The sequence below is a fragment of the Bradyrhizobium lablabi genome (genome assembly GCF_900141755.1).
In the GTDB taxonomy this organism is placed as follows: Bacteria; Pseudomonadota; Alphaproteobacteria; order Rhizobiales; family Xanthobacteraceae; genus Bradyrhizobium; species Bradyrhizobium lablabi_A.
Genome location: NZ_LT670844.1, coordinates 6,585,014 through 6,602,510, shown reverse-complemented (window position 1 = coordinate 6,602,510; position 17,497 = coordinate 6,585,014). Strand labels below are relative to the sequence as shown.

Sequence of the window (17,497 nt, the reverse complement as noted above, 5' to 3'; positions counted from 1 at the left end):
GGCGCGGGTCCGAGTGTTCAAGACCTCGCGGGGAGCAGAGGATGCCAGGCGCCATTTCGGCACGCGTAATCGGGACGGTCTGCGCCGCGCTTTTAGCGCTGGCGCTGTCGGCCATTCCGGCCGCCGCGACGTCGCGGATCAAGGACCTCGCCAATATCGAAGGCGTGCGGCAGAACCAGTTGATCGGCTACGGCCTCGTGGTCGGCCTCAACGGCACCGGCGATACGCTCAACAACATCCCCTTCACCAAGCAATCGCTGCAGGCGATGCTGGAGCGGATGGGCGTCAACATCCGCGGCGCCACCATCCGCACCGGCAATGTCGCCGCCGTCATGGTCACCGGCAATCTGCCGGCGTTCGGCACCCAGGGCACAAGGATGGATGTCACGGTGTCCGCGCTCGGCGACGCCAAGAATCTGATGGGCGGGACCCTGCTCGTCACCCCCCTGCTCGGCGCCGACGGCAACGTCTACGCGGTGGCGCAGGGCTCGCTCGCGATCGGCGGCTTCCAGGCCGAGGGCGCCGCTGCCAGTGTCACCCGCGGCGTGCCGACCGTGGGCCGCATCGCCAACGGCGCCATCATCGAGCGCGAGATCGAGTTCGCGCTCAATCGTTTGCCCAACGTGCGGCTGGCGCTGCGCAACGCCGATTTCACCACCGCAAAGCGCATCGCGGCGGCGGTCAACGATTTTCTCGGCGTCAAGACCGCCGAGCCGCTCGATCCCTCGACCGTGCAGCTTTCGGTCCCCGCCGAATTCAAGGGCAATGTCGTCGCCTTCCTGACCGAGATCGAACAGTTGCAGGTCGAGCCTGATCTGGCGGCCAAGATCATCATCGACGAGCGCTCCGGCATCATCGTGATGGGCCGCGACGTCCGTGTCGCAACCGTCGCGGTGGCGCAGGGCAATCTCACCGTGACGATTTCGGAAAGCCCGCAAGTGAGCCAGCCCAATCCGCTGTCGCGCGGGCGGACGGTGGTGACACCGCGCTCAAGCGTCGGCGTCACCGAAGACGGCAAGAAGCTCGCGGTGGTGAAAGACGGTGTATCGCTGCAGCAACTGGTCGACGGCCTCAACGGGCTCGGCATCGGGCCGCGCGACCTGATCGGCATCCTGCAGGCGATCAAGGCCGCCGGCGCGATCCAGGCCGACATCGAGGTGATGTGATGTCATCGAGCCTGATCAATTCGACCACCGGCAGCATGCCCGCCAACGCAGCGATGCCGCTGTTCAAGGGACGGCCGGATCCGGCCTTCGCCGACGCCCTGAAAAAAGTCTCGCCGCAGGCGCAAGCCAAGGCCAAGGCAACCTCGACCGATTTCGAGGCGATGTTCCTCAACTCGATGTTTTCCCAGATGACTAGCGGCATCAAGGGCGAAGGCCCGTTCGGCGACACCCCCGGCACCGGCGTGTGGCGCTCGATGCTGACCGAGCAATATTCGAAATCTTTTGCAAAAGCCGGCGGCGTCGGAATCTCCAACGAGGTGTTTCGTTCGCTGATCATGCAGCAGGCCGGCCACACGAGCTAGATGGATTAAGGGAGACCGCACATGAACCAGCATCCTCTACGGCGACAGGCGCAAGCGCCAACAGCTGCGGCCGCAACCGCCACCGATGCGCGCAAGCTCGCCGAGAACTTGATGGATGTGATGAGCGCGCTGCTCGGCGTCATCGAGCGCGAAACCGAGCTGGTCCGCGCCGGCAGACTGCGCGAGGCGATGGCATTCGAGCCGAACAAGACCGAGCTGTCGCGCCGCTATGTCAATGCGGTCGGACAACTGAAAGCCAGCCAGAAATACCTTGCGCAGGCAGCACCGGAGCTATTGGATACGCTGCATCGTCATCACGACGTGTTTCGCGCCATGCTGCAGATCAACCTGACGGTGCTCGCAACCGCGCATGCGGTGTCCGAAAGCGTCATCCGCGGCGTCAATACCGAGATTCAGCGCAAGAATATTCCGAACACCTATACCGCCGCCGGGCGTCGCGCGGCGCCGGCGCCGCGCAACATGACGCCGCTCGCGGTCAGCCGCTCGCTCTGACGGGTGCAGCGCACGATTCGAATTACGAACATTTTTCGTCAAACTCGCGCGCCGGTCGTAACGCGGCATTCAGCGCGTTCTCTAACAAAACATTGAGGGCTAGCGGCGCATAGTTGCCTATGGAGAGGGGTTGGGATTTGACTCGAGGGAGGCCAGGAGGCTGCCATGAGTACGGATTTCAGCATCAGGCCGGTGGGGGCGCCGGCTCCAACACCTGTTGTTCAGCCCGTAAGCCAGGCGGCTAGCAACGCAGTGGCGACCGATCTGCCTGCGAGCCAAAGCGTCACCGCAACGGACCCGAGCGTGGCCGTGCGCAACGATCCGGGAGCTTCGAGCGACAGCGATTTCATATCTCGCCAGGCGTATATCGACCAGGCCGCGGCCTCGATCGTCTATCAGGTGGTCGATGACCGGACCAACACGGTGGTGACGCAGTTTCCTGAAGAGGCGGTGCTGCGACGACGCGCCTATTTCCACACGCTCGATTTGACAAAAGGCCAGCCGACTCGGCTTCTCGCCACCGATCGCAAGGCTTGAAGTTTTCAAGTCCGGATCAGTTGCTCAGGGTGGCGACGGCGGTATCGAGAAAAGTCGAGCCGGTCGCGGGATCGGTGACGACGTTCTTGACTTGCGCCGTCGCAGCCGTGGTGGCCGTTGCAAGCTTGGTGAGCGTCAACTTGGTATCACCAACCCGGAACGAGTGGTCCTTGATCAGGACGCTCTGGTATTTGGAGGTGCCGTCGCTGCTTTGGTACCTCACCTGCGCGCGGAACCCGCTGACGTTCGTGACCGTGATCTTGAACGTCTTCTTGTTGGCGTAGGTTCCGCTCCAGGTGCCCTGATAGAGCTTGGGATCGACGGCCACATATTTGGTCTTGGACGGAACAGCGGCCGATGCTCCGATCGCCTTGTAGTTCGCTGACAGGATGCTCGCGATATCGGTCATGATCGCACTCCGTTAGTCCGAAAAGGCCATCAGACCTTGCCCGACAGGCCTGCCGCGAGATTGCAGTTGATGTCGATCAGCGATTTCAGCTTCGCCGGATCCGGATTCATCTGCATCTCGATGGTCTGCTTCATCACGAACACGCCGATATTGGCGATGTTCTGACGAATCTCCAGCGGCTGCGGATTGTCATTGGTCTCCGCCGCGCTCATGAAGATCGACCACAGCCGGCGATTGAAGAGCAGCGCGTTGTGCATGTTCTTGTCGGGACCGGTCCAGTTGGCCTGGACGTCCTGTAACTGCTTTGCCGCTTTCAAGAGGGCCTGCGCCTCGATTTCACGTGCAGGCGCCGTCGTTTGCGACGTGCGGGCATAGGCTTGAGCGGCATGAGACATCCATCACCTTTGGTAGGGTTTGCGCAGGGAACACTGGCTTCAAAAGCTGCTCAACTTTTGTACGGGGATGCCTTTAAAATATGGTTAGCAACCGTTTCCGTATTTGTCTGAAACCGGGCGGGCGACGGGCCGTCTGCCGGCCGCACTGGGGCGGCTCACAGCAGGAAAACGGCGGGGTTTCCCCCGCCGTTTCGGTATCGAATCCGGATCGATTGCTGCCGGGATCAGCGCAACAGTTGCAGCACGCTCTGCTGGGACTGGTTGGACAGGGCCAGCGCGGACACCGCGATCGATTGGCGCGTCGACAGCGCCTGGCTATTGGCCGCTTCCTCGTTGGAGTCGGCCAGCGTCAAATTGGCCGAGCCGGTCTGCAGCACGTTGATCAGGTTTTTGGCAAAGTTCTGGCGGATCTGCACGATTGACAGGTTAGAACCGAGCGACGAGGCTTCCGACCGCAACTGGTCTGAAGCGGCGCTTACCTTGGCAATCACCGCATTGGCTGAGCTGTTGTCGAGGAAATCGGTACCCGCGACCAACGGACCAAGACCGAGGCCGGTCGCGTCATAGGTGACGCCTTTGATGTTGAGCGTGGACTTGCCGGTTTCGTTGAAGGTCAGTTTCAGGTCATCACCGAACAGCAGGTTGATGCCGTTGAACGAAGAGTCCTGCGATGTCGTCGTGATCTGCGCGATGATGTTGTTGTACTGGGCAACCAGGCTGGCACGCGTGGTCTGCGAGTTCGGATCGGCGAGTGGCGCGCCGGCGGTGCCGCCGGTCGGAGTGACAAGGGTCGCTGTATCGGTGCCGGTGATCCCAATGTTGTTCGGAGCTGCAGTTGCTGTGGTCGTCAGCGTCTGGCTCGCATTGTCGTTGGTGGAGGTCAGCGTGATGGAGCCATTGGTGGCCAATGACGCCGTCAATCCAAGGCCGGCGGATGTCAGCGCGGTATTGAAAGCGGTGATTGAGTTGACTTGACCGGCACCGGTACCGAGCGTGATCGTGGTCGCGGCACCGGTGGCAGGCGTAAAGATGAAGGTCTTGCCGCTGAGCGAGTTGGCGGTGCCGCTGCCGATGTTGACCAGATCGGTGGCCGTTCCCGCGCCCGAGCCGGTCGGCGCCAGGCTCGTCGCAGAAGCCTTCTGCGTATAGCCGGTGGTCGTCTGCAGCACCTGGTTGGCGATCGACTTGGCGGTATCGACCAGCTTCTGCAGTGAAGTGAGGCCGGTATTGGCGGCCTGCAGCACCTGTACGCCGTTGCCGATGGCGTCGAGCAAATTGTTGATGTCGCTGGCGCGGTTATCGAGGCCCTGCGCGGTGAAAAAGTTGGTCGGATTATCGAGCGCGGTGTTGACCTTCTTGCCGCTGGCCAGACGGTTCTGGGTGGTGGAGAGAAGCTCCGCGGTGTTTTGCAGCGAGAGCAGGTTCTGGCGAACCGCTGCCGAAAGAACAATACCGGACATGTGACAAGCCTTCCGTAGTTTTACCTCCTTAGTTCTACTGAGCTTTCCTTTAAATTAAGGTTAATGCCCGCCTAATTTGTTTGCTTAACGCTTCGTTACCGGAGGCGGGCCCGCAAAATTGCCAGCGGTTTCGCCTGCTTACGGCTCCACAACGAAAAAGCGGCGGGGTTTCCCCCGCCGCTCCGTTCGATCGTCTTTTTCGAAAAATCAGCGCAGCAGTTGCAGCACGCTCTGCTGCGACTGGTTGGCGAGCGACAGCGCGGACACCGCGATCGACTGGCGGGTCGACAGCGCCTGGCTGTTGGCCGCTTCCTCGTTGGCATCGGCCAGCGTCAGGTTGGAGGCGCCGGTCTGCAGCACGTTGATCAGGTTCTTGTTGAAGTCCTGACGGAGCTGCACGACGGACAGGTTCGAACCGAGCGCCGAGGCCTCGGTACGGAGCGTGGTGCTGGCCGTGCCGAGTACGGTGAGCGCCGCGTTGGCTGAGTTGTTGTCCAGGAAGTCCGTGCCCACTGTCAGCGACGAGAGGCCGAGGCCGCCCGCGTTGTAGGTGACGCCGGTGATGTTGAGCGTGGACTTTGCGGTTTCGTCGAAGGTCAGCTTGAGGTTGTCACCATTCAGCAGGTTGATGCCGTTGAAGGACGAATCCTGAGCGGTTGTGGTGATCTGCGTGATGATGTTGTTGTACTGGCCCACCAGGCTGGCACGCGTGGCCTGCGAGACTGGATCGGCGACCGGCGGGGTAGCAGCTCCGAACGTCGTAGTACCGGGAGTTGCACCGGTGGTAATCGCACCGATCGTGGACGAAGCCGCGTCGTTGGTTGTGGTGATGACGAGCTGGTTGGAGCTGTTAATGCTGGCTGTCAGATTGCCGGCCGCCAAAGAGGTGTTCAACTGGGTGAGGGACTCGGTGGCGCCGAAGGTGACGGTGACTGCCGGAAGGGACCCGTTCGCGGCGACGATGAGAGTCTGACCGGCCTTGAAACCGACGCCGTCCACCAGATTGGCCGCCGAGGCGGTGCCAACAAGGGTTGTCGAGGTAGACGTCGACTTCGTCGTATAGCCGGTGGGCGCTTGCAGCACCTGGTTGGCGATCGACTTGGCGGTATCGACCAGCTTCTGCAGCGAGGTGATGCCGGTGTTGGCCGCCTGCAGCACCTGCACGCCGTTACCGATGCTGTCGAGCAGGTTGTTGATGTCGCTCGCACGGTTGTTAAGGCCCGACGCGGTGAAGAAGTTGGTCGGATTGTCGAGCGCGGAGTTGACCTTGTTGCCGGTGGCGAGGGCGTTCTGGGTGGTTGCCAACAGCGCGGCGGTCGATTGCAGCGAGAGCAGGTTCTGGCGAACGGCTGCCGAGAGAACGATACCTGACATTTTTCATACCTTTCTGGTGTGAAATTGGAGTGATGGCGTCCCAATCGTTATGCTGGGGCGGCCGGCTGAAGCGGCGGGGTTTCTTCCCCGCCGCCTTGTTTGGTAGTTTTTCGAAAAATCAGCGCAGCAGTTGCAGCACGCTCTGCTGCGACTGGTTGGCGAGCGACAGCGCGGACACCGCGATCGACTGGCGGGTCGACAGCGCCTGGCTGTTGGCCGCTTCCTCGTTGGCATCGGCCAGCGTCAGGTTGGACGCGCCGGTCTGCAGCACGTTGATCAGGTTCTTGTTGAAGTCCTGACGGAGCTGCACGACGGACAGGTTCGAACCGAGCGCCGAGGCCTCGGTACGGAGCGTGGTGCTGGCCGTGCCGAGTACGGCGAGCGCCGCGTTGGCTGAGTTGTTGTCCAGGAAGTCCGTGCCCACTGTCAGCGACGAGAGGCCGAGGCCGCCCGCGTTGTAGGTGACGCCGGTGATGTTGAGCGTGGACTTTGCGGTTTCGTCGAAGGTCAGCTTGAGGTTGTCACCATTGAGCAAGTTGATGCCGTTGAAGGACGAATCCTGAGCGGTTGTGGTGATCTGCGTGATGATGTTGTTGTACTGGCCCACCAGGCTGGCACGCGTGGCCTGCGAGACTGGATCGGCAACCGGCGCGGCGGCAACTGAGAACGTCGCAGTACCGGCGGTACCAGTCAGGGCGACCGCACCGATCGTGGACGAAGCCGCGTCGTTGGTCGTGGTGATGACGAGCTGGTTGGTGCTGTTCAGGCTGGCTGTCAGATTGCTGGCTGCCAAAGAGGTGTTCAGCTGAGCAAGCGACTCGCTGGCGGTGAGGGTGATGGTGAACGCCGGGATGCCCGTGGTCGCGGCGATTGAGATAATCTCACCGCTCTTAATAGCGACGCCATCGACCAGATTGGCCGAAGTGGAGCCGGCAGGGAGGACTGACGAAGTAGTCGCCGACTTGGTCGTATAGCCGGTGGGCGCCTGCAGCACCTGGTTGGCGATCGACTTCGCGGTATCGACCAGCTTCTGCAGCGAGGTGATGCCGGTGTTGGCCGCCTGCAGCACCTGCACGCCGTTGCCGATGCTGTCGAGCAGGTTGTTGATGTCGCTGGCGCGGTTGTTAAGGCCCGACGCGGTGAAGAAGTTGGTGGGATTGTCGAGGGCCGAGTTGACCTTGTTACCGGTGGCGAGGGCGTTCTGGGTGGTCGCCAAGAGGGCGGCGGTGGATTGCAGCGAGAGCAGGTTCTGGCGAACGGCTGCCGAAAGAACGATACCTGACATGTTTCATACCTTTCTGGTGTGAAATTGGAGTACGCACACATCCCAATCTTTTCTGATCGGGTGAGGTGGCGGAACGTGGAACCAAGCGTCTAACAAAACATGAATCGATACCGCACCACTCCCGTTCCCAGCGCGGCGGCGAGGCGCTGAGCGGCGTTTTCGTCTGCGCGCGATTCGAAAATAACGTTGATAACATTGGACAATTACGCAGCGTCCGGCGCCGTTTACCGGGCGTTAACCTCAATCAGAAAGGATTGCGGCGACAATCGGCAGAAAGCCGCGGGCCGCGCGTTCGGCGCGACCAAAGCCGGCACAATCTCGCAATCCGCCGCAATGTTGGCTCGTGTAAAATACGGCAACGGAGACCTGGCATGGCGTTGAAAGTCGAGCTCAAGCCGCACGAGCGGATCATCATCGGCGCCTGCGTCGTCACCAATACCGATCAGCGCGCCCGGCTACTGATCGACGGCGACAACATTCCGATCCTGCGCGAGAAGGATATCCTGACGCCGGAGACCGCCGATACGCCGGCCAAGCTCGTCTATCTGGCGGTGCAGTTGATGTATATTTCGCCGGACCCGCAGGTCAATCACGGCACCTACTTCAACCTGTTGCGCGACATCGTCACCGCGGTACCGAGCGCCTGGCCCATCATCGAGGGCATCAACAACCATATCTTGAACGGCGACCTTTATCAGGCGCTGAAGGAAGCCAAAAAGCTCGTCGCCTACGAGCGGCAGCTCCTGGACTACGGTGAAGCTGTCCAGGCCGAGGCCAACGCCGAAGCAAAACGGTCGGCCCAAAGCTGATCCGGCGCGCCGCCTACATCGCCAGCGGCGGGGCACCCTCGATTTTCGGAACCACGCCGTCGTCAGCCGGCGACCGCTGCGCGCCGAAATCCAGCACGGCCGCGATCAGCGCGTCGATATCGCAGGTGTCGGTGCGGTGATTGACGATCGCGGCGCGGATCGCGAGCTCGCCGTCGAGGATCGTGGTCGACGGCGCGGCAATCCCGGATTCCTGAATGTCGATGACAATATCGCCGTTCACCCTGTCGGCGTCATCAGCGCGATAGCGGAAGCAGACGATATTAAGCTGGACCGGCGCCAGCAGCTCGAGCCGCGGCTCGGCCAGAATCCGCGCCTCCAGATAGGCCGCGAGCGCGCAGGTGCGCGTGATGACAGCCCCTAACTTCTCGGTGCCGTAGGTCTTCAAGGTGAACCACGTCTTGAGCGCCCTGAAGCCGCGCGACAGATCCGGGCCGAGGTCGCAAGGCCAGGGTGAGTTGGCGGCGAGCCCTCTGGTCTCGCGGCGCAGATACGCCGCGGGCGCCGCAAAGGTGTCGCGATGGCGCTCGCCGTCGCGAACGATCAGGAAACCGGCGTCATAAGGCACCTGCCCCCATTTGTGGAAATCGAGCGCGATCGAATCGGCGTTTTCCAGACCGGCGAGCCGCGGCGCCAGCGCCGGCGATAGAACCCCGAGCGCGCCATAGGCGCCGTCGACGTGAAACCACAGCTCCTCTTCCCGGCACAGTGCGCTCAGCGCCGCAAGGTCGTCGATCGCACCGATATCCACCGTTCCAGCCGAGCCGACGACCAGGAAAGGTTTTAGGCCGGCGTTGCGGTCCTCGGCGATCCGCTCGCGCAACGCGGCGACGTCGATGCGGTGGGTTCGATCGATCGCAATAGAGCGCAACGCGTTGCTGCCAAAACCACCGATATCCATGGCCTTCGAGATGCAGCCATGCGCCGCTGTCGAGGTATAGGCGATAAGCCGGGCGCCTTCGTCATGGATGCCGCGCTGCCGGACGGATCGTCCGAGGGCGGCCGTTCGCGCCACCAGCACCGCCATCAGATTCGCCATCGACGTGCCGGTGACGAAAATTCCGCTGGCGCCGTCCGGGAAGTTGAACAGCTGGCGCGTCCATTCGACGATCTGACGTTCGACCTCGATCGGAATGTGATCGCGGCCGCCGAGATTGGCGTTCAGCCCGGCCGCCAGCATCTCCGCCAGCATGCCGACCGCGGTGCCGCCGCCATGGACCCAACCCATGAAACCCGGATGAACATTGCCGGTCGCATACGGGAGGATGAAGTCGGCGAATTCGCGATAGACCTCGCCGAGATCGGACGGCTGGTGCGGAAGGTTGCTGCGGAAACGCGCGCGGACGTCATCCGGTATCGGTTGCCAGACCGGGCGCGCGCGGATGTCGGCGGCGTAGTCGAACATGTCATCGAGCATGCGATGACCTTGGGCGCGGATGTCGTCCCAGTCTTGCGGATCGAGCGTCTCGCCCGATCGCGACTCCGGCAGCGTGTCGCGCAGCCTCGCGCTCACGCGGCATGCTCCCGGCCGGCTTTGGCGCGGCGCGACAGCATCGCGGCGAATGCCTCGAAGATCGCGTGCATCTGCGGCGGCTTGTAGGGAAACAGCTCCGGCGAATCCATGTTGTGCACGACGGCGGTGTTGTCCGCCTCGAATATCAGCAATTCTCCGCGCTTGTTTTCCGCGCAGTCGATCGTGAAATAGTCGAGACCCACCCGCTCCGCCATGCCGGCCAGCGCGGTCCGATGGCGGCGGGCGAAGCCGATGTCGAAGGTGCGCATGAAGGTTTCTTCTTCGAGACGCTTGGGCGCGCTGTCGGACATTCCGGCATTGAGGTACCAGATGTCCCAGCGATCGGCGATCGCCATGTGGCAGGCGTAAGGCCGGCCTTCGACGAACACCACGCGGTACTTGCGAAACAGGCCGTCCTCGTTGGCGTAATCGACGAAGCGGGATACGAAGAATTCCTGCTCCGGTCGCTCGTCGAGATAGCGCGAGAGCGCCGGGCGATCGTCGAGCTTGGCGAGACCAACGCCGGCGTGCGAACCGCGCGGACGGGCGATGAGGGGAAACTCAAGCTCAGCCGCAATGTCGGCCAAAGCGAGTTTGGACTGGGCCACGTCAGCCAATTGCTCCCGTGTCACGCCGATCGTCGCCGGGATATCGAGGCCCTCGATGCCGCAAAGCAGATGATGCAGCTTGTCGCGATCAAGATTGCAAATAAGGCGCGGCGGATTCAACAGCGGCCGCGGCCAGCGCGCCGCCGCCTCATCGATCTTGCGCAGCGCGTCGCGGCAGTCCGCCGAATCGGATGCGATCACGATGGCGACGTCATGTTCAGGGAGCAACCGAGGCAATTCAACTTTGGGGACGACGTACAGCATCAGTAGCTCGATCGGGGATTCCTCGAGCAGAAACTCGATCGGCGTATTGCTGCCCATATCGGTTGCCGCGGCAAGCGCAAGAACGCGCAAGCGGGGCTGTTTCGCCGCGCACGGCGAACGGAATAGCTGATGCGACGCAAGTACCTCTTGCTGGATGGCAAGACCTGCCGGCTTGTCGCCGAGCAATTGCGCGATCAGCGACAGATCGAGCCCCTCGCCCGCTTGAGCGGTGCCATCGACCAGCTTGGCAATCAACTCGTGCCACATCGGGCGAAGGTCCAGGCCATCAAACGCCAGCTTCGCAAGCTTCGCCATACCGGTGCGGTCAGCGTAAATCGGCTCGGTCGTTCCGATCCTTTCGTGGAAGTCAGATTGCATGCAAGAACTCCGCTGAGGACGAACGATGCGCGCGGCCTACGGCGCGTTAGAGGATCAATTCACGCCGCATTCGCGGCTGCCCTTGCAGGCGCGGCAAATTGCGAGGAGACATCGCCGTGAAAGACCGACGGCCCGACGTGATCGAGACGGCTCTCGAGATCAGCCCAGATTTCGCCGCCGATATCGGTCCAGCGCTTGCAGAAGGCAAAATCCTCACTGAGATAAGTCCCGCTCTTCGGGTCGATCATGCACTCGAACAAGGCAAACCGGTTTGGATTGCCGGCGAGCTCATCGCGGGAATGCTCATGGAAGAATTGCAGCGGCGCGTAGGAGGGATGCCGGCACATCTGTTCGAAGACGTGCCGCCTGATCATCAGGAAGCCGGTGCCGGCGTAGCGCACGCGCGTAAAGCCGTTGACGGCGACGACATGATCGGGATTTTCTATCTCGAGCACGTAATCGAGCGCGGCCGACGGCGCCTTCGGTCGTCCGGCTTCCAGCATCCGCGTCGCCTTGTCCCAGTTGATCCGCTTGATGGGATAGACGCCGCCGACCACATCCGCGCCGGATTCGATCAGCCGGAATACCTGGTCGGGCACAAAGCCGATATCGGCGTCCACGAACAAAAGGTGCGTCGCGGAGGGGTCGCTGAGGAACATCGTCACCAGATTGGCTCGCGCCCGGGTAATCAGCGCGTCGCCATCGCGCATCAGAACCGTAAGGTTGAGGTTGGGCATCGAACGGACGGCGCGCTGCAGGTGAAAGATCGAGCCGGCATAGATGCTGGACACCTGTCCGCCGAAGCAGGGCGTGGCCACCATAAGATGTATTTGGTCAGTCATGAACAGCTCCCGAAGGGCGGACGCTTTCTGCATTCCTGACCAAACAGTAAATAGACGTGGTTAATGAAAGCCTAACGGCCCTGCTCCGCCATTTACCGGCCACATCGGGCGATCAGGCGCTTCCGGGAGACTAGGCCAATGGCCGATCGTCGATTTGCCCGAGCAGCCATTCGATCTTGGCGACGATCGTGCCGACATGGCCAAGTTCACGCTGCAGATTGCCGCGCGCCACATCTTCGCGGGGTGACCAGGCCTCGCTGACGAGGCGCGCGCCTGCCGAGATGCGAAGCGCCGCCGCGGGGTGCCGGTCGCCGTGTCCCAGTGCCACGGGTTGACCGATGAGGCAAACCTTGGCCGCGATCTCGCCGGCATCGCCCGGCTCGGAGAGTGCGCGATAGAATTTCCTGCAATCGTCGAAAGACAAATTTCGGTCACGATGCCGGATCGCAAATGGGAAGATCGTCGGCTGCGCCAGCTCTTCGTCGTCAAGGCTGTCGGCCTCGAGCCTCTGCTGCGGCGGCAACAGCTGAAGCGACGGCGAAGATGCGATGATCCGCTGCACGCCGTTGCCGAAGGCCGTCAGAGCCTGGAGCCGAAATGCGTCGGGCACGGCATAATAGGCGCGAATTTCCTCGATCGCCGCTTCCCAGCGAAGCCATTGGCCGAAATTGGTCCGGACCGGGAAACGCGACCGCAAATGTTGCCAGTGCATCGGCCAGTCGCTGCGACTGCTGTACTCGCAGAGTCCCGGCGCAGCCTCGGTGGTCCGATCCAGAGCCTTCCCAAGGCTGGCCGGCACCAGCAGCGCGCCACTGAAGGGAGGGCCGGTGAAAAACTTCGAGCCGGTGACGATCACCAGATATCCGCGGTCGAGATATTTCCGCAAGCGCGCGCGGCCAAGCCGCATCTGGCAGGCATCGACGACGACCTGAACCTGATCGGGCCAGCGCGTCGCGATTTCGTCGAGGCATTTATCGCTCGGGGCGCGCCAGCCGAGTTTCGACGAATCCATGATTTGAAGAACGACGCGGGTCCCGCCGGCGACCGACCGTTCGATCGCATCCAGAACTTGCTGGTCGGTTTCGGCTTGCGGACGGAAACCGCCGGCCGCGTCGAGCAAGGGCAGCGCGACGCTGGTGACGGAATGCGCGATGCCGGCAATCGGCTCTCCCTTCCGAACGCTGCTGCCATTCGCCGTGGCCGCGCCGAAATGCGCTCCGCGCGCGGTAAAGACGGTTCCGCTGCCGGTTTGATCGGCGGCCACGACGACCGTCGTGAGCGCAGGTCCGAGCAACGACCGCGCCAGCAACAGCGCCTGCAACTGCGCGTCGGTGCCTGACGGGGAAAAGACCACATCGGCTCCGGTCCGCGTCAACCCCAGACAGGCCTTCAACTCATCGCGCATCGTCTCGATGCGCGCATCGAACGCGGCGTCGGCGCCGATGGCAATGGCGGAACGCATCAGCGATTGCCGTGCATTCGCGGCGCGATCGTAGGCGCGCTGCGAGATCGATGTCGCGGTGCTCGAGGCAAAGCTCAGCGTATCAGGACAAGGCAAGGGCTGGCAGCCATAGCTGTTGACCCCACTGGCCGGATCGATATTCAGTCGGGGATCACCGCCACAACAGAGCAGCCGGTCCAGCGGCAGGAACAGCTCGCGCATTGCGGACGCCGAACGCGATCGAGCCTCCGGGATCGACTCTTCACGCGCATCGAACCGAGCGCCGGCGTTTAACATCCTTAAAACCTCACGCCAGCCGAACTTTGCCGCGCCTTAGGCGACCGGAAGGAATTTTGTGAGCGTCAGCGTGGAAAGCATCGCGGTGGTCTGAAAGGAGGCCTGCAGATCGGTCTGCAGCGCCAGGATTTGGCTCGCCACCTGATCGGGAGAGACGTTTTCGGCCTGGTCGACGATGCCCTGCAGCATTCCCTGGGCCTGCGTCTGGCGGGCCGCGGCATCTTTCATGGTCGCCTGCGCGGTCGCAAGATCGGCCTGAATATCCTCGATGGTCTGCTGCCCCGGCTGCTTCGCAAGGTTTTGCGCGGTGCGCTGGCTGAGTGCCTGGATCTGCAAGGCCGCATTCGGATTGCTGGCCGAGGTCGTCACCGCGGAGTAGACCGCGAGCGATTGGAGCTGCGAGCGTATCGCCTGTTCGTTGGCGCGCATCCCGTATTGTATCGTCACCGACTGATCGACGCGCGCCGTCGCGGTCGCACGCGCCGACCCCGAACCCGCTTCGCCGGTGTACCAGGCAACCGTGTTCGCGGTGCCGTTGACCAGCGTCGTCGCACTGCCGAGCGGCGTGCCGCCGACCCGCAGCGGCGGCACCGCTGCGGTAACGGTAGCGGGAAGGCCGAGTGCTGCGAACGCGGCCGCATTCGAGCTCGTCACCGACAGGCTCGCGGCGTTGTCGGTATGCAGGGTGATCACGCCGCCGTGGATCGTCGACGGCGTCGAAGTGCCGGTGATGGAGTCAATCTTTGTCAGAAGCGTCTGCACGCTGTCGGTAACGTTGAGCTGGTTGCCGGTAGCGCCGGAGGCGACGAAGGTGATCGGCGTGCCATTGACGGTAATGGTGTCGCCGGCCGCGAAATTGGTGGAAAGCGAGTCGGTGTTGGCGAGACCGGACAACAGCGTCGCCCCGCTGATTGGCGCAGGAACCGTCAACTTGTTGTTGGCCACGCTTCCGGTCGCGGTTCCCGTGGTATTGAAAAAATCATTGCCGGCCTGAACCGCCGATGCGGCCACCAGCGATGTATTGGCAAGCGTGCCGATCGCCGTCTTCAGCGCCGCGTTCAGATTGGCGGCGGTCAACGTCGAGTTCGTGCCGATGGCAAAACTTTTGGCGGGCAGCGGGGTTGCGCTCGAGGCCGTGAGTTGAATTGATTCAGTCGTGCCGTCGGGCAGGCTGAACTTGAAGCTCACGGTGTCGCCGTTGTTGGGATTGGTGCCGCCGAGGTCAACCGAAATGGCCGCCGGCGAGCCGGCGGGACCGGTGACGGTCGAGCCTGTGAGCTGCGACGAGATCGCATTCACCTTCAACCCGAATGGCGAGCCGGCGACATCTTCCGCCACCTGCACCGAGGTCGGCGTCGGCGAAGAAATCACGACGCGCCCGAGACCGGCGGTACCGAGATCGGCTTGGTTGCGCTCCGAGATCACCTGCTTCAATCCGGCCTGGCTGGTGGTGCCGTTGAGAATGTCGTCGACGGAAGCGGTCGGCTGCGTATTGATGGCACTGCCCGAAAACAGATAGCGGTCGCCGGCCTGGATATTGAGAATTCCGACCATCGATGACAGCTGCGCGGCCGCGGTTTGCTGTCCGATGGTCTGGCCTGTGCTGTTCAAGGTCTGCATCGAGCTGTTGGCGCTGTTCAGAACCGTGGTTCCGATACTGACCATCGCCTGCAGCTGGGTGTTGGCGATGCCGATATTGGTGTTGATGTTGCTTTGGGTGTCGGTGAACGCGGAAATGTCGGACATCTGCGACCGGGCCGCGATGGCGAATCCCTCGTTGACGCCCATCCCCGCATAGGAGGTCGACTTTTTCCCGGTCGTGAGCTGCGACTGCAGCGTCGTCAGCTGATTGTTGATATTCAGCACCGCCTGATTGAGGATGGTGGTACCAAAACCGACGTTGTTGATTGCCATATCGATCCCTTACGCTTCTAGCCTTACAACTGGACCTGCATCAGGCTGGTCATCATGTTCTGAACCACGGACATCAGGTGGGCATTGGCTGCATAGTTATTCTGCAGTGAAATCAGGTTGGCCATCTCGGTGTCGATATTGACGCCGGAGTCGGTTTTGGCTTTCTGCTGCAACGCGTTGACGACGACATCCTGACCCTGCTGGAGCTGGGTTGCGGACGTCGAGGCATTGCTCTGCAGGCTCAGGAACTGCTGCATGTAGCTGGTCAGCGTTCCCTTGAACGGTGTCGCCGCCGTGCCCAGTCCGGTCTGCGGTGAATAGCTGAAGGTGGCCGACGTCAGTTGGGTATGGAGAAAGTCGGGCCGCGTGGTGTCGCCGGCATTGGTCAAAGGCGAGGTATTGAAGATCGTCAGCCGCGAGGGATCGGCGACCAGCGCCGCATTGACTGTGATGCGTCCCGCGAGGCCCAGTTGCTGCGCGGCCGTCCCGGTGATCGCGCCCGTGTACAGCGAGCTTCCGTCGGTAAACAAGGGCAGTTGCGCGTTGCCGCTGGTCAGCGACGTCACGGTCGCCGTGACGGAAGCCGAATTCACGGTCGCCGTATTGGTGCCGTTGTCAACGACGCGCAACGTCGACCCCGAGGGATTGGAGAATTGAAGATTGGTGCCGCTGAACGCGCTGGTCAGTTGCGAAACGACCGAGGCCATTCCGCCCGTGAAATTGACGCCGATCACCGGATTGTTGGGATTTCCGCCTTGATTGGACAAGGGCAGCGCGGTCGGATCGTCGACCCGGACGATCGTGACCTGGTGCTGGGTGTTGGTGGCCTGGTCGGTGTAGGTGAAATTGATCTTGTTGCCCGGCTGCATGTTCGACAGGTCGAGATCGAAGCCGGCCTTTGGCGCAAGCGTGGCGGGCGCGGCGGTGCCGGCGGTGGTCTTGTCCGACAGCGCGCTCGATATCGAAGCCGCCATCTGATCGACCTGGGTCTGCGCCTGAACCAGTGTCTTGTCGCGCAGCGTCAGATCGGCGGCGATCTGGCCGGAGCTGATCGAGTTGTTCGCGATCATATCCATGGTGGCGCCGTTCGCCAGCTTGATCGTGAGCGTGCCGGCAGAGGATTTCGCGGGATTGGCGTTCCATTGCGAATTGGCGTTCAGCGTTCCCTGCGAGTTGAAGCTGAGCGTCGAGGCCTGGTTCCCGACGAGTTCAACGCCATTCGACGTGTAGACCGAGGTCTGATTGTTGCCGGTGCTGGAGACGCGGATGTCCATCAGCTGCGACAGCTGATTGATCGCCTGGTCGCGCTGATCCATCAGCGTCGCGGCGGTAGGATCGGTTGGGGTTAATCCCTGAAGCTTGGTGTTGAGTTGCGCGATCTTGGTCATTGCCGCATTGGCCTGGCCCACCGAAATGCCGATGTCCTGCTCGGCGTTGCTACGCAGTGTTTGAATACCCTGCGTGGTGGCGTTGAGCTGCTGCGCCAGGTTCTGTGCCGCGGTCAGGGCCGTGACCTGTGACGACGCACTGCCGGAGGTCGTCGACAGCGCCTGCACGGCGGTGGTGAAATTCGAGTAAGCGGTTTCGAGCGACCCGGCCTGTCCGGGGGTCCCATAGACCGATTGCAATTGGGTCAAAACACTCGCGATCTGGTCGGCATAGGCGCCGCCGGATGTTTCTGTACGCAATTGCGTCTGTATGAACTGATTGAGCTGACGGTTGACGCCGGTGACGCTGACGCTCGCGCCGGTGTCGCCGCTGAGTACCTCGACCTGATTGGTGCTTTCGCGGACATAGCCAGGCGTCTGCGCGTTCGCGATATTCGACGACACGATCGAAAGCGCGGCCTGGTTGGCCTGCAAACCAGACATCGCAGTGGCGAGAGCAGAACCCAAACTCATCTTAGCCGCTC

General features: G+C 62.3%; 16 protein-coding genes. 5 read left to right on the top strand and 11 right to left on the bottom strand.

Annotation, left to right across the window (positions count from 1 at the left end):
- Positions 1-41 precede the first annotated feature (41 nt).
- The 4 genes from B5526_RS30440 (at position 42) to B5526_RS30425 (ending at position 2,578) form a co-directional block, all read left to right on the top strand.
- Entirely contained in the window at positions 42-1,166 is a 1,125-nt protein-coding gene (locus tag B5526_RS30440; RefSeq protein WP_079543458.1) for a flagellar basal body P-ring protein FlgI, read from the top strand.
- Positions 1,166-1,528 (top strand): flagellar assembly peptidoglycan hydrolase FlgJ, encoded by a 363-nt coding sequence (gene flgJ / locus B5526_RS30435; protein WP_079543457.1) that lies wholly within the window; start codon positions 1,166-1,168, stop codon positions 1,526-1,528. The genes B5526_RS30440 and flgJ overlap by 1 nt, the downstream gene beginning before the upstream one ends.
- A gap of 21 nt (positions 1,529-1,549) precedes the next feature.
- On the top strand, positions 1,550-2,041 hold the full coding sequence (locus tag B5526_RS30430) for a hypothetical protein (RefSeq protein ID WP_079543456.1): 492 nt from the start codon (positions 1,550-1,552) through the stop codon (positions 2,039-2,041).
- Between the two features lie 165 nt (positions 2,042-2,206).
- Positions 2,207-2,578: a hypothetical protein gene (locus B5526_RS30425; protein ID WP_079543455.1), complete on the top strand. Its 372-nt coding sequence runs from the start codon at positions 2,207-2,209 to the stop codon at positions 2,576-2,578.
- A gap of 16 nt (positions 2,579-2,594) precedes the next feature.
- On the opposite strand, the gene B5526_RS30420 is transcribed toward B5526_RS30425, so the two are convergent.
- From B5526_RS30420 to B5526_RS30400, 5 genes are all read right to left on the bottom strand, one after another.
- Positions 2,595-2,987, bottom strand: a complete 393-nt coding sequence (locus B5526_RS30420; protein WP_079543454.1) for a hypothetical protein — start codon at positions 2,985-2,987, stop codon at positions 2,595-2,597.
- A gap of 29 nt (positions 2,988-3,016) precedes the next feature.
- On the bottom strand, positions 3,017-3,382 hold the full coding sequence (flaF, locus tag B5526_RS30415; RefSeq protein WP_079543453.1) for a flagellar biosynthesis regulator FlaF: 366 nt from the start codon (positions 3,380-3,382) through the stop codon (positions 3,017-3,019).
- 224 nt (positions 3,383-3,606) lie between these two features.
- Positions 3,607-4,842, bottom strand: coding sequence for a flagellin (locus tag B5526_RS30410; protein WP_079543452.1), 1,236 nt, complete (start codon positions 4,840-4,842; stop codon positions 3,607-3,609).
- Positions 4,843-5,049: 207 nt separating this feature from the next.
- A complete protein-coding gene (locus B5526_RS30405; RefSeq protein ID WP_079543451.1) occupies positions 5,050-6,216 on the bottom strand; it encodes a flagellin in 1,167 nt (388 codons plus the stop codon).
- Between the two features lie 118 nt (positions 6,217-6,334).
- The gene (locus tag B5526_RS30400; protein WP_079543450.1) at positions 6,335-7,501 is read right to left on the bottom strand and encodes a flagellin; all 1,167 of its coding nucleotides are present in this window, start codon (positions 7,499-7,501) and stop codon (positions 6,335-6,337) included.
- 371 nt (positions 7,502-7,872) lie between these two features.
- Here B5526_RS30400 and flbT point away from each other — a divergent pair, with 371 nt between their 5' ends.
- Entirely contained in the window at positions 7,873-8,310 is a 438-nt protein-coding gene (gene flbT, locus B5526_RS30390) for a flagellar biosynthesis repressor FlbT (protein ID WP_079543448.1), read from the top strand.
- Positions 8,311-8,323: 13 nt separating this feature from the next.
- Here the strand turns inward: flbT and B5526_RS30385 are convergent, their stop codons facing one another.
- The 6 genes from B5526_RS30385 to flgK form a co-directional block, all read right to left on the bottom strand.
- Positions 8,324-9,841: a pyridoxal phosphate-dependent decarboxylase family protein gene (locus B5526_RS30385; RefSeq protein ID WP_079543447.1), complete on the bottom strand. Its 1,518-nt coding sequence runs from the start codon at positions 9,839-9,841 to the stop codon at positions 8,324-8,326.
- Positions 9,838-11,028, bottom strand: a complete 1,191-nt coding sequence (locus B5526_RS30380; RefSeq protein ID WP_079543446.1) for an ATP-grasp domain-containing protein — start codon at positions 11,026-11,028, stop codon at positions 9,838-9,840. The genes B5526_RS30385 and B5526_RS30380 overlap by 4 nt, the downstream gene beginning before the upstream one ends.
- Positions 11,029-11,150: 122 nt before the next feature.
- Entirely contained in the window at positions 11,151-11,933 is a 783-nt protein-coding gene (locus B5526_RS30375; RefSeq protein ID WP_079545595.1) for a hypothetical protein, read from the bottom strand.
- Between the two features lie 130 nt (positions 11,934-12,063).
- Positions 12,064-13,596, bottom strand: coding sequence for a hypothetical protein (locus tag B5526_RS30370; protein WP_244562100.1), 1,533 nt, complete (start codon positions 13,594-13,596; stop codon positions 12,064-12,066).
- A gap of 111 nt (positions 13,597-13,707) precedes the next feature.
- Positions 13,708-15,585 (bottom strand): flagellar protein, encoded by a 1,878-nt coding sequence (locus tag B5526_RS30365; RefSeq protein ID WP_079543444.1) that lies wholly within the window; start codon positions 15,583-15,585, stop codon positions 13,708-13,710.
- Positions 15,586-15,608: 23 nt separating this feature from the next.
- Complete coding sequence (flgK, locus tag B5526_RS30360; RefSeq protein WP_079543443.1) at positions 15,609-17,486, bottom strand: flagellar hook-associated protein FlgK; 1,878 nt, start codon at positions 17,484-17,486, stop codon at positions 15,609-15,611.
- Between the last annotated feature and the right edge of the window lie 11 nt (positions 17,487-17,497).